The sequence below is a fragment of the Paraburkholderia phytofirmans PsJN genome (assembly GCF_000020125.1).
Lineage (GTDB): Bacteria > Pseudomonadota > Gammaproteobacteria > Burkholderiales > Burkholderiaceae > Paraburkholderia > Paraburkholderia phytofirmans.
Map to the genome: position 1 here is coordinate 2,056,894 of NC_010681.1, position 11,823 is coordinate 2,068,716.

At 64.1% G+C, this 11,823-nt stretch carries 11 protein-coding genes; 9 read left to right on the forward strand and 2 right to left on the reverse strand.

Annotated features, from left to right (window positions below; translation table 11 throughout):
• Window positions 1-7 precede the first annotated feature (7 nt).
• Window positions 8-832 (forward strand): ABC transporter permease, encoded by an 825-nt coding sequence (locus tag BPHYT_RS09090; protein ID WP_012432843.1) that lies wholly within the window; start codon window positions 8-10, stop codon window positions 830-832.
• Window positions 833-980: 148 nt separating this feature from the next.
• Here BPHYT_RS09090 and BPHYT_RS09095 read toward each other — a convergent pair whose 3' ends face one another.
• Window positions 981-1,955, reverse strand: a complete 975-nt coding sequence (locus tag BPHYT_RS09095; RefSeq protein WP_012432844.1) for an NADPH:quinone oxidoreductase family protein — start codon at window positions 1,953-1,955, stop codon at window positions 981-983.
• Window positions 1,956-2,179: 224 nt separating this feature from the next.
• On the opposite strand from BPHYT_RS09095, the gene surE reads away from it, so the two are divergent.
• The 6 genes from surE to rlmD all read left to right on the forward strand — a co-directional run bounded on the left by surE (window position 2,180) and on the right by rlmD (window position 8,456).
• Complete coding sequence (gene surE, locus BPHYT_RS09100) at window positions 2,180-2,938, forward strand: 5'/3'-nucleotidase SurE (protein WP_012432845.1); 759 nt, start codon at window positions 2,180-2,182, stop codon at window positions 2,936-2,938.
• Window positions 2,935-3,987, forward strand: a complete 1,053-nt coding sequence (locus BPHYT_RS09105) for a protein-L-isoaspartate(D-aspartate) O-methyltransferase (protein ID WP_012432846.1) — start codon at window positions 2,935-2,937, stop codon at window positions 3,985-3,987. Before surE ends, BPHYT_RS09105 begins: the two co-directional genes overlap by 4 nt.
• Before the next feature lie 5 nt (window positions 3,988-3,992).
• Complete coding sequence (locus BPHYT_RS09110; RefSeq protein ID WP_012432847.1) at window positions 3,993-4,940, forward strand: peptidoglycan DD-metalloendopeptidase family protein; 948 nt, start codon at window positions 3,993-3,995, stop codon at window positions 4,938-4,940.
• An 11-nt stretch (window positions 4,941-4,951) separates the two neighbouring features.
• The gene (gene rpoS / locus BPHYT_RS09115; RefSeq protein ID WP_012432848.1) at window positions 4,952-6,034 is read left to right on the forward strand and encodes an RNA polymerase sigma factor RpoS; all 1,083 of its coding nucleotides are present in this window, start codon (window positions 4,952-4,954) and stop codon (window positions 6,032-6,034) included.
• A gap of 4 nt (window positions 6,035-6,038) precedes the next feature.
• The gene (locus BPHYT_RS09120) at window positions 6,039-6,815 is read left to right on the forward strand and encodes a 3'-5' exonuclease (protein ID WP_012432849.1); all 777 of its coding nucleotides are present in this window, start codon (window positions 6,039-6,041) and stop codon (window positions 6,813-6,815) included.
• 222 nt (window positions 6,816-7,037) lie between these two features.
• Complete coding sequence (rlmD, locus tag BPHYT_RS09125) at window positions 7,038-8,456, forward strand: 23S rRNA (uracil(1939)-C(5))-methyltransferase RlmD (RefSeq protein WP_012432850.1); 1,419 nt, start codon at window positions 7,038-7,040, stop codon at window positions 8,454-8,456.
• Window positions 8,457-8,596: 140 nt separating this feature from the next.
• Here the strand turns inward: rlmD and BPHYT_RS09130 are convergent, their stop codons facing one another.
• A complete protein-coding gene (locus BPHYT_RS09130; RefSeq protein WP_012432851.1) occupies window positions 8,597-9,457 on the reverse strand; it encodes an outer membrane protein assembly factor BamD in 861 nt (286 codons plus the stop codon).
• Between the two features lie 38 nt (window positions 9,458-9,495).
• On the opposite strand from BPHYT_RS09130, the gene BPHYT_RS09135 reads away from it, so the two are divergent.
• Complete coding sequence (locus tag BPHYT_RS09135) at window positions 9,496-10,791, forward strand: RluA family pseudouridine synthase (protein ID WP_012432852.1); 1,296 nt, start codon at window positions 9,496-9,498, stop codon at window positions 10,789-10,791.
• Window positions 10,788-11,645: a peptidoglycan editing factor PgeF gene (pgeF, locus tag BPHYT_RS09140; protein ID WP_012432853.1), complete on the forward strand. Its 858-nt coding sequence runs from the start codon at window positions 10,788-10,790 to the stop codon at window positions 11,643-11,645. Before BPHYT_RS09135 ends, pgeF begins: the two co-directional genes overlap by 4 nt.
• Window positions 11,646-11,823: the final 178 nt, after the last annotated feature.

The following is an 11,823-nucleotide window of genomic DNA, read 5'->3' on the forward strand; positions in this document are numbered from 1 at the left end:
CCGAGTCATGTGGAAGACGTTGCGCCCGAACCGGGCGAATCTGGTGATCTGGCAATGGCTGCTGCTGGTGCTGTGCTTCGTGCTCTGGTACGTGCTCACCAGCCCGACGCTGCTGCCTCCTTTCTATTTCGACGACCCCAACAAAGCCGCGTTCTTCTTCGGCGAGCCGCAGAAAGTGCTGCAGCGGATCTGGGAGTGGTTCGTGGGCGGCGAAATCTACCTGCACCTGTGGATCACGCTGGTCGAAACCGTGCTCGCATTCGCGCTCGGCACGGCGCTTGGGCTCGGCGTCGGCTTGTGGCTCGCGCTCTCGCCGCTGGCGAGCGCGCTGTTCGATCCGTACATCAAAGCGGCCAACTCGATGCCGCGCGTGATTCTCGCGCCGATCTTCGGCGTGTGGTTCGGGCTGGGCATCTGGTCGAAGGTGGCGCTCGGCGTCACGCTGGTGTTCTTTATCGTGTTCTTCAACGTCTATCAGGGCGTGAAGGAAGTCAGCCCGGTCGTGCTCGCCAACGCGCGCATGCTCGGCGCGAACGGCAAGCATTTGCTGCGCTTCGTCTACTTGCCTAGCGCGATGAGCTGGGTGTTTTCGAGCCTGCATACGTCGGTGGGACTGGCGTTCGTCGGCTCGGTGGTGGGGGAATATCTCGGCTCGGCGCGCGGCGTCGGCTATCTGATTCTGCAGGCCGAAGGCACCTTCGATATCAATACTGTGTTTGCCGGGATTCTGGTGTTGACCGCGTTCGCGCTGATTCTGGATGCGATCGTCGGCATCGGCGAGCGGCGCTTGATGAAGTGGCAGCCCAAGACGGGCGACACGGAAAAGCTGTAGCGCGGAGCGGCGCGCGTTCGATACGCGCGAAGCTCGATCTTCAACACGCGACGCACAACGCTTAGTGAAAAATAAACGACGCGCCGGTTGGAAAACCGAGCGTCGTTTCTTTTGGTTGCTACCGGAGCGAATCGGTTACGCGAAAAAACTAAGGCGTCACCACCACCTTCCCGATCACGCGACGCTCCGCCATATCCCGCAACGCGCGCCCGGTGTCCTCGAGCGAATAGCGCGCCGACACATACGGCTTGAGCTTGCCTTCGCCGATCCACCGCGTCATCTGCTCGAACGCCGCATGATTGCGCTGCGGTTCGCGCTTCGCAAAGTCACCCCAGAACACGCCGACCAGACTCGCGCCTTTGAGCAGCGTCAGGTTGAGCGGCAGCTTCGGAATTTCGCCGTTGGCGAAGCCCACCACCAGATAACGCCCGCGCCAGCCGATGCTGCGAAACGCCGGCTCCGCATACACGCCGCCAATCGGATCGTAGATCACGTCCGGGCCTTTACCGTCGGTGAGCGCCTTGATGCGCTCGCGCAGATCTTCGGTGCTGTAGTTGATGGTGGCGTCCGCACCGTGCTTGACGCAGGTCGCGAGTTTCTCGTCGCTCGACGCGGCCGCGATCACGCGCGCGCCGAGCGCTTTGCCGATTTCGACCGCAGCCAGCCCGACGCCGCCGGCCGCGCCGAGCACCAGCATCGTTTCGCCCGCTTGCAGCGCGCCGCGATCGACCACGGCGTGATGCGACGTGCCGTACGCCAGCGTGAACGCCGCGGCCAGTTCGAAGTCGATATCTTCCGCCAACGGCACGCACGCCGTGGCCGGCGCGAGCGCCTGCTCCGCGAAGCCGCCCTGACCCGTGAAGGCGACCACGCGCGAGCCGGGCTTGAACTGCGTGACGTCCGCGCCGACCGCGCGCACCACGCCCGCGACTTCCGAGCCGGGCGTGAAGGGCAGGGGCGGTTTGAACTGGTATTTGTTCTCGATGATCAGCACGTCGGGAAAGTTGACGGCTGCGGCTTTGACGTCGATCACGACATGACCCGGCGGCGCTTCGAGGTCCGGCAGGTTTTCGACGACCAGGCTCTCCGGCGGCCCATATTGTTTGCAGCGAATCGCGCGCATCGTGTCTCCATTTCGATCAGGGGTTCGCAAGTATTCTGAGTGTAAAACAATCAGCACGACCGTGCGTTTTTATTGCCTCACATGTGATCGGCAAGTGTGCGATGCATGTCCGGCCGTCGACTCGCGCCAGCCTTTCACCATCCCAACACGTGCGCATTGCATACGTCGTGCGCATGGCCCGCCGTGTCGTTCGCGCGTCTTCTTTCCTCGGTTACAATCGCCGCATGCGAATCCTACTCAGCAACGACGACGGTTATCTGGCGCCCGGCCTTGCTGCGCTTTACGAAGCGCTCAAGCCGATCGCAGACGTCACCGTGATGGCACCCGAACAGAATTGCAGTGGCGCGTCGAATTCCCTGACGCTGTCGCGGCCGCTCTCGGTCCTGCGCTCGGCCAATGGTTTCTACTACGTGAACGGCACGCCCACCGACTCGGTGCACATCGCGTTGACAGGCATGCTCGACCATACGCCGGACCTCGTGGTCTCGGGCATCAACAACGGTCAGAACATGGGCGAAGACACGCTCTATTCGGGCACCGTCGCGGCCGCCACCGAAGGCATCATGTTCGGCGTGCCGGCCATCGCGTTCTCGCTGGTCGACAAGGACTGGGTGCATCTCGACGACGCGGTGCGCGTCGCCGCTGAAATCGTCGCGCACTATCTCGAGCAGCCGTTGCCCGGGCATCCGCTTCTGAACGTCAACATTCCGAATCTGCCGTATGAGCAACTCGGCGACTGGCAGATCACGCGTCTCGGCAAACGGCATCCGTCGCAGCCGGTGATCCGCCAGACCAACCCGCGTGGCGAGCCGATCTACTGGATCGGTCCGGCGGGCAGCGCGCGCGACGCGAGCGAAGGCACCGACTTTCACGCCGTCGCCAACGGCCACGTGTCGATCACGCCGCTGCAACTCGACCTGACCCACACGCAAATGCTGCCCGCAGCGCGCGACTGGGCGCGCGCCGGCGGCGGCGCTTCATGACCAGCGAGCGCGCCAAGCGCTTTCCGCTCGGCCTCGAGGACCTGGTGCGCGAACCGCGCCGGCCCGAAGGACGTCCAGGCGAAATCCGCGCGGCGGCGCTCGCCGCGAGTGCGGCACTGAACGCGCGTCAGCAACCCGCGAAGAATGCGCCACCCGGTTCCGCGGGTAAATCCCAATCGAGGCCAGCAAGGGCGCAGACCGCGGCGCAGATTAAACCGCAAGCCAAGCCCTCGGCGGCGACGCCACCAAAGCCGGTGGCCGCGCCTTCCATTAAAACGCCGGCCAAGCCAGTCGTTCAAAGTTCGACGACACGCTCCGCCGCGCAGCCGTCGGCGTCGGCCAAACCTGTTGCCCGATCCAGCGAGCGCGGCGCCGCGCCTAACGTCGCTTTGAACGGCGCAATGGCACTGACGTCGGAACGGGTTCGCGAACGCATGGTCGAACGCCTGCGTGCGAACGGCGTGACTGATCAGCGCGTGTTGAACGCGATGTCGGTGGTGCCGCGCCACATGTTCGTCGACCCGGGTCTCGCGGTTCAGGCCTACGAAGATGCGGCGTTGCCGATCGGTCATCACCAGACCATTTCCAAGCCGTCGGTGGTGGCACGAATGATCGAGCTGGCCGCTGCCGGCCGCGCGCTCACCAACGTGCTGGAAATCGGCACCGGCTGCGGTTACCAGGCGGCCGTGCTGAGCCAGGTGGCGCGCGAGGTTTACTCGATCGAGCGCATTAAGCCGTTGTCTGAACGCGCGAAGACGAACTTGCGTCCGCTGCGCATTCCGAACATTCGCCTGCATTACGGCGATGGCCGCTTGGGACTGCCGGCGGCGGCACCGTTCGACGCGATCGTTATCGCGGCGGCGGGGCTCGACGTACCGCAGGCATTACTTGAACAACTCGCGATCGGCGGCCGTCTGGTCGCGCCGGTCGGCTCGCAGGACGGCCAGAATCAGGTGCTGACGCTAGTCGAGCGCCTCGGACCCGCGCAGTGGCGCGAGTCGCGGCTTGATCGCGTTTTCTTTGTACCCTTAAAATCCGGAGTGATTTGACACCGATGAGTATGTTGCGCGCGATGCGAAGAACCAGCCTGAATGTCCCCATGACCGTAACCCAGCGTAGCGTGTGCGTGCTCGCCTTGTCCCTGTTGATGACGGCCTGCGCATCCCGGCTCGATCAGGCGCCGGTCGTCGACCGCTCCGGCGGCACCGTGCTCAGTACGCAAGGCACGCCGCAGCCGGCCGTGCCGCTCGGACCGCCGCCGCCGGGCTACTATCGCGTGAAGCCGGGCGACACGCTGTATCGGATCGCGTTGGAGAACGGTCAGAACTACCGCGACATTTCGGCGTGGAACAATCTCACCAACCCGAATCAGATTGAAGTCGATCAGTTGCTGCGCGTCGTGCCGCCGGGTGCGAACACCGCGGCGCTGACGCCGGGCGTGTCGACCGCACCGATCGGCAGCGGTGGTGCGGTACAAAGCGCACCGCTCGGCAGCACGCCGCTGGCGGCGGGCGGGACTAGCGGCGCAGCCGGTGTGGCAGCGCCGCCCATCTACGGTTCTACGACGAACAACGCGTCGCTGACGCCGCCCGCCACTCCTGGCGCGGCCAGCGATTCGAACGCCGGCGCGTCCGGCAACGTGGCCTTCGCGTGGCCGGTGCGCGGACCGCTGCTCGGCACCTTCAACGACTCGACCAACAAGGGCGTCAATATCGGCGGCGCTGCGGGCGATCCGGTGAAGGCGTCAGCGGACGGCCGCGTGGTTTATGCCGGAAATGGGCTGCGTGGTTACGGCAATCTCATTATCATCAAGCATGATGCAACTTATCTCACGGCGTATGCACATAACCGCTCTTTGATGGTAAAAGAGGGGGACGCGGTGACGAAGGGGCAGAAGATCGCCGAGATGGGCAATAGCGATTCCGACCGTGTGATGTTGCATTTCGAAGTTCGCCGGCAGGGTAAACCTGTCGACCCACTGAAGTATTTGCCGCCGCAATAAGCGATACGACCATGCCGAAATCGAAGCGCCGCCCGCCGCAAGCCGAGTCTGAGAAGACCAGCAACGCTATGTCCGCTTCGGTCGACGAAAGCGGCGCTTCGGAAGTGGAAGAGGAGATCGCCGAGGAACGCGATCTCGACGAACGCCAGGGCGGCGCTGACGAAGCCGGCGAAACCCGTGAAAGCGCGAGCGAAGCCGCGCCGGACGCGGACGATTTCCGCGCGCTGCTGCAAGCCGAGCTGACGGCCGACACGATTCAGCACTACCTGAACCGTATCAGCGTCAAGCCGCTTCTGACTGTTGAGGAAGAGCAGAAATATTCGCGTCTTGCCAAGGCGGGCGAGTTCGAAGCGCGCCAGGTCATGATCGAACGCAATCTACGGCTCGTCGTCAGTATCGCAAAGGGCTATCTGAATCGCGGCGTGCCACTGCTCGATCTGATCGAAGAGGGCAATCTCGGCTTGATGCACGCCATCGAGAAATTCGATCCGACGCGCGGCTTCCGGTTTTCTACTTACGCCACGTGGTGGATTCGCCAGAGTATCGAGCGCGCCATCATGAATCAGGCACGCACTGTCCGTTTGCCGGTGCACGTGATTCGCGAGCTCAATCAGGTGCTGCGCGCCAAGCGCCATCTGGAAAAAAATTCGATGAATTCGGGCGAGGCCGCCGAGCGCCGCGACGCCAGCATCGACGACATCGCCTATCTGACTGGCAAGACCACCGACGAAGTCACCGACATCCTCGCGCTGAACGAACATACCGCGTCGCTCGACGCGCCGCTCGATCTCGATCCGGCGAGCAGCCTGCTCGATCTGCTGTCCGACGACCAGAGCCAGTCGCCGGACGCCGAAGTGCAGCATCGCGAACTGGAAACGCTTACACGCGCGTGGCTGGCGCGTCTGTCGGACAAGCATCGTCATGTGATCGAGCGCCGCTTCGGCCTGAATCACATCGAACCCGCCACGCTCGAAGAACTCGCCGACGAAATGGGCCTCACGCGCGAGCGTGTGCGCCAGATCCAACAGGAAGCGCTCGTGCGGTTGAAGCGCTTCTTCGCCTCCAACGGTGTTCGGAAAGACGCCGTTCTATAACCTGATGACACCGATTCTTGTTTTCGACATCGAGACGATTCCCGATGTCGCCGGCATTCGCCGCCTCGAAGATTTGCCCGCCGACCTGAGCGACGCCGAAGTCGCCGAGCATGCGTTCGCCGCGCGCCGCGAAAAAACCGGCAGCGATTTCCTGCCGCATCATCTGCAACGGATCGCGGCGATTTCCTGCGTGTTCCGTGACAACAACGGCTTCCGGGTGCGCTCGCTCGGCACGCTGGCAGACGGCGAGGCGGCGCTGGTGCAGTCGTTCTATCGCGTGATCGAGAAGTACACGCCGCAGCTCGTGTCGTGGAACGGCGGCGGCTTCGACCTGCCGGTGCTGAACTATCGCGCGCTCGTCAACGGCATTCCCGCCTATAAGTTTTGGGATCTCGGCGAGGACGACCGCGAGTTCAAGTGGAACAACTACATCAGCCGCTATCACGCGCGTCACACGGATCTGATGGACGTGCTCGCCATGTACCAGGCGCGCGCCAACGCGCCACTCGACGCGCTCGCCAAGATGTGCGGCTTCCCCGGCAAGATGGGCATGGACGGCAGCCAGGTGTGGCATGCGTATCAGGAAGGGCGCATCGAGGAAATTCGCAACTACTGCGAGACCGACGTCGTCAATACATACTTGCTCTATTGCCGCTTCCAACTGATTCGCGGCGCGTTTTCGCCTGCGGAGTATGCTGACGAGATCAACCTGGTCAAGAACGCGCTGGCGCTGGAAACGGCGCCGCAATGGGCCGAGTATCTGGCGGCGTTCGACCAGTAAGCTGCTTGCGCTCGGGGCGTGACGCGTTTGCCTTGCGGCGGATTGCGACGGATTGCGGCGCCACGGCGGTCCTTTCGTTCATGATGCGAGGCGCTCGTCCGCAGACTCACGCCACGCTCGGCCTGGACCTGCTTGGGGCCGTTGCCGCCGCTCCGAATGATGGCCAGGCGCGGCGCTTCGTCTACAATCTCGCCTTTCCCCAAGTTTGTCAGGAAGTCGCAGGTGTCCCGAACTGCTCCCCATCGCCGCGCGCCGAAGCGCTCCAAGACGCCTCCGCCCGCGCCGGCACACGTCGTCACCGGCAACGAGCCGGTCATCGAAATCGTTTCGCTCGATATGGAAGCGCGCGGCGTCGGCCGCACGGAAACCGAAGACGGCACGTCCGGCAAGGTTATCTTTGTCGAAGGCGCGTTGCCCGGCGAGCGCGTCAGTTATTCGACGCATCGTAGCAAGCCCAAATTCGAGCAGGCCGAAGTGGTCCAGGTGTTCCGCGAAAGCGTGATGCGCACCAAGCCGAAATGCACTTACTTCGATATCTGCGGCGGCTGTTCGATGCAGCATCTCGACATTCGCGCGCAGGTGGCCGTCAAGCAGCGTGTGCTCGAAGACAACCTGCAGCATCTGGCGAAGCTGCGCCCGGAAACGGTGTTCCGGCCGATTCATGGGCCGTCCTGGGGTTATCGCTACCGCGCGCGTCTGGCTGTGCGTTTCCTGCCGGAAAAAGGCGGCATGCGCATCGGCTTCCATGAGAAGAAGAGCAGCTACATCGCCGACATGAAGACGTGCGAAGTGCTGCCGCCGCACGTGTCGGCCATGCTCATGCCGTTGCGTTTCATGGTGCGTAAGCTGTCGATTTACGACCGCATGCCGCAGCTTGAACTGGCGGTGGGCTCGTCGGTTACGGCGCTGGTGGTGCGCAATCTCGAGCCCATCACGGCTGCGGACGAGCAGGTGCTGCGTGATTTCGCCGATCAGCACAAGGTGCAGTTCTGGTTGCAGCCGGGCGGCCCGGATACGGTCGCGCCGTTCTATCCGCTCGACGCGCAGCTCGACTACACGCTGCCGGAATACGGCATCCGCATGCCGTTCAAGCCGACCGATTTCACCCAGGTGAATCACGCCATCAACCGCGTGCTGGTGAGCCGTGCGTTGCGCTTGCTGGCGCCGGCGCGCACGGATCGCGTGCTCGATCTGTTCTGCGGGATCGGTAACTTTACGCTGCCGCTCGCGCGGATTTCGAAGGAAGTCGTGGGCATCGAAGGCAGCGAGGTGTTGACCGCGCGCGCGCTGGCCAATGCCGAGTTGAACGGCGTGGCGGGGCATACGTCGTTCGCGTGCCGCAACCTGTTTGAAATCACCGCCGACGACATGCGCGCGCTCGGCCACTTCGACAAGTTCCTGATCGATCCGCCGCGCGAAGGTGCGCTGGCTGTCGCCAAGGCGCTGGTGGAGATCGCGCAGAGCGGCGATGGTCCGCTGCCTAAGCGCATCGTGTATGTCTCGTGCGCGCCGGCGACCCTCGCGCGCGATGCCGGTCTGCTCGTGCATGAGGCGGGCTATCGGCTGGTGGGGGCGGGCGTGGTCAATATGTTCCCGCATACGTCGCATGTGGAGTCGATTGCGTTGTTCGAGCGGGATTGAGTCGCGCTGCCGGCGTGCCGGCGGCGCTGGCGCGCGCGGCGCCTTGACGAAGTAAGGCAAGGTAACGCAACGCTCAAACGAAAACGCCACGACCGAAGTCGTGGCGTTTTTTTCTGCCGATTCTCAGTACGCGGAGAAACTTAGAACTGCCACCACGACTTTTCCGTTCCCGGCCGTGCATGACCCGTGATGTACGGGCTGTCGGGGAAGGTGCCGGCCAGCACGCGCTTCGTGTCGTCGGCCAGTTGCGGCTGGTTCAGCTTCTCATACGACAGCATCATGATGTGCAGTGCGTCTTCGATAGCCGGTGCGTTCTTGTATTGCGTAAGCGCCAGTTGCGCGCGATTGATTGCGGCGACATAGGCGCCACGGCGGTAGTAGTAATCCGCCGCATGGACTTCGTGTGACGCCAGCGCGTTCACGATATAGCGCATGCGCTGCGCGGCGTCCGGCGCATACTTGCTGTTCGGATATTTGTCCACCACGACCTTGAACGCGTCGTACGACTCGCGCAGCGACTTCGGATCGCGTTCGCTCATGTCCTGGCCGGAAAAGCGGCCGAACAGACCGAGGTCGTCGTTGAAGTGAATCATGCCCTTCAGGTAGTACGCGTAAGCGATGTCCGGATGATCCGGATGCAGCTGGATGAAGCGGTCGATAGCCTGGTCGGCGGCGGCGTTTTCGTTGTCTTTCCAGTTGCAGTACGCGACGTTGATCTGCGCCTGCTGGGCGAAGTGGCCGAACGGATCGCGACCCTCGAGCATTTCGAAGTACTTGGCGCACTTGCCGAAGTCACCACCGCTCAGGGCGTCGTTCGCCTCCGTATATAATTTGTTGTTGTTCCACGTTGCCGTCTCGTCGGTCTTTTCCGGCAGGCCGTGGCAAGCCGCGACAACGGCGACGGCTGCGGCGCACGCAATGTATCCGGCCACTTTCCGGGCCGCCTTCTTGATGGCCGCCAAATTGATCGCCGCTTTAGTGATGGTGTTCAAGGCTCGCATTTTCCAGTCTAGCTTTACGTCCAGGTGACCCAGACTCAATGACCCGCTCAAATACTCCAGGTACCGCAACCGGTGCCGGGAATAGCAACAAAGATTATAGCGTAAGCGCTGACCCCTCCGACGCGTTGGGCGTCGATTCCCTCGACGACGATCTCGGCAGCGACGCGCTCGCCGCCGCCGCTCTGCCCAGCCATGTGCCGACCGTGGCGAGCCGCGTGGCGGACGAAACGCCGCGCAGCGTCGTCGTGCCCGACGAGTTGGCCGGCGAGCGCCTCGACAAGGTGCTCGCGCGGGTTTTTCCCGAGTTCTCGCGCAATCGCCTGCAAAGCTGGATCGAGGCCGAGCGCGTGCGGATCGACGGCAAGCCCGCGAAAATCCGCCAGCCGGTGCCGCTCGGCGCGACCATCGAGCTCGTGCCGGATCTGCTGCCCGAACAGCTCGCGTTCACGCCGGAGCCGGTGCCGCTCGAAATCGTCTATGAAGACGACACGCTGGTGGTCATCAACAAACCGGCCGGCATGGTCGTGCATCCGGCGGCCGGCAACTGGAGCGGCACGGTGCTCAACGGCCTGCTGTACCGCTACGGCGACGCCGCCGCGGGCCTGCCGCGCGCGGGCATCGTGCATCGGCTCGACAAGGAAACCTCCGGTCTGATGGTGGTGGCGCGCACGCTCGAGGCGCAGACCGACCTTGTGCGCCAGTTGCAGGCGCGCACGGTGAAGCGCCGTTATCTCGCGCTGGTGTGGGGCAACATGCCCGAAGAAGGCACGATCGACGCGCCGATCGGCCGCGATCCGCGCGAACGCACGCGCATGGCCGTGGTCACGAGCGCGTCGGGCAAGCCCGCGCGCACGCATTTCCGGCGCGTGGATTCGGCGATCTGGCAGCGTCAGCCGGTGACCGCGATTCATTGCGATCTGGAAACCGGGCGCACTCATCAGATTCGCGTGCATTGCGCGCACATTGGTCATCCGCTGCTCGGCGATCCGGTGTATGGGCGCGCGCGCGGCAAACGCTCGGTCACGCCGCTGCCCGACGGTTTCGCGCGCCAGGCGCTGCATGCATGGCGCCTCGGCCTGATCCATCCGCAGACCGGCCGCACGATGCAATGGCGTGCCGATGCGCCGGCCGATATGGAGGCGCTGTCGGCGGCGCTCGGCCTCGGCCGCGACGACGCGGGCGAGTTCGACGAGACGTACTACGAGGAAGACGACTACGACGCGTCGCTCGACGAGGACGCCGATGAAGACGGCGCCTTCGATCACGACGACGCCGACGATGAAGCCGACGACCACGGCGACCACGACGATCACAACGAGGACGACCACGCATGACCGTACCCGAACTAAGCTTTGCCGATGTCGTGCAACCCGCATGGAATGTCTCGCCGCGCGTGCGCGCGCTCGTCACCACGCGTGACGGCGGCGTGAGCGAAGCGCCGTTCGGCCGCTGGCAAAACGGCGCGGACTTGCCCGGCGGCCTGAATCTGGGCATGAAATCCGGCGACGATCCGGCAGCGGTCGCGGCCAACCGTGAGCGTCTATTGAAGCTGGCCGGCGTGAGCGAGGCCGCCTGGCTCGAACAGATTCACGGCGCCGGCATCGTGCGAGCGGAAGACGTGCTCGCGCAAGCGCATGCGAACGGCGCACCGACGCGCGCCGATGCCAGCGTCACCGATCGTCCCGGCATCGTGTGCGTCGTGATGGTGGCCGATTGCATGCCGGTGCTGTTGTGCGACGAAGCGGGCCGCGCGGTCGGCGCGGCGCACGCCGGGTGGCGCGGACTGGCAGCGGGCATCGTCGAACAGACGGCGCAGCGCGTCGCCGAACTCGCCGGCGTGGAGGCGGGCGCATTGCACGCTTATCTCGGTCCGTCGATTGGTCCCACCGCCTTCGAAGTCGGCGCAGACGTGCGTGACGCCTTCATGAACGGCGTGGGTGCCGCACAACGCGATGCAACGGCCAACGCCTTTGTCGAGCACCCGCACAATCCCGGCAAATATCTCGCCGATCTCCCTGCGCTGGCGCGCTTGCGTCTGCAGCGGCTAGGCGTGACGCGCATTGTCGGCGGCGATCTCTGCACGGTCACGCAACGTGAGCGTTTCTATTCCTATCGCCGCGATCGCGAGACCGGCCGCATGGCCGCGATGATCTGGCTTGACGATCAGGCGCAGTCGATCGCGGACTAACTCGCGACGCGCCTCATGCGCGTCCATTTTCTCGCGATATTCAACACACCCATGCCCGCACGGATGACGTCGACACGGCGCGACGACATGCATGCGGCATGCTTGTCTGAGCATTGTCACACCTCGCTGGACCCTTGCCCGCGAGCACCCGTATGAGGGTTTATTCGGAGAGGCGCGG

What these genes read in the sequence shown, in the direction of transcription:
- BPHYT_RS09120 (WP_012432849.1), top strand. Translation starts at nt 6,039, where the DNA reads ATGACACCGATTCTTGTTTTCGACATCGAGACGATTCCCGATGTCGCC.
- pgeF (WP_012432853.1), top strand. Translation starts at nt 10,788, where the DNA reads ATGACCGTACCCGAACTAAGCTTTGCCGATGTCGTGCAACCCGCATGG.
- BPHYT_RS09110 (WP_012432847.1), top strand. Translation starts at nt 3,993, where the DNA reads ATGAGTATGTTGCGCGCGATGCGAAGAACCAGCCTGAATGTCCCCATG.
- BPHYT_RS09090 (WP_012432843.1), top strand. Translation starts at nt 8, where the DNA reads ATGTGGAAGACGTTGCGCCCGAACCGGGCGAATCTGGTGATCTGGCAA.
- rpoS (WP_012432848.1), top strand. Translation starts at nt 4,952, where the DNA reads ATGCCGAAATCGAAGCGCCGCCCGCCGCAAGCCGAGTCTGAGAAGACC.
- BPHYT_RS09105 (WP_012432846.1), top strand. Translation starts at nt 2,935, where the DNA reads ATGACCAGCGAGCGCGCCAAGCGCTTTCCGCTCGGCCTCGAGGACCTG.
- BPHYT_RS09135 (WP_012432852.1), top strand. Translation starts at nt 9,496, where the DNA reads ATGACCCGCTCAAATACTCCAGGTACCGCAACCGGTGCCGGGAATAGC.
- BPHYT_RS09130 (WP_012432851.1), bottom strand. Translation starts at nt 9,457, where the DNA reads ATGCGAGCCTTGAACACCATCACTAAAGCGGCGATCAATTTGGCGGCC.
- surE (WP_012432845.1), top strand. Translation starts at nt 2,180, where the DNA reads ATGCGAATCCTACTCAGCAACGACGACGGTTATCTGGCGCCCGGCCTT.
- BPHYT_RS09095 (WP_012432844.1), bottom strand. Translation starts at nt 1,955, where the DNA reads ATGCGCGCGATTCGCTGCAAACAATATGGGCCGCCGGAGAGCCTGGTC.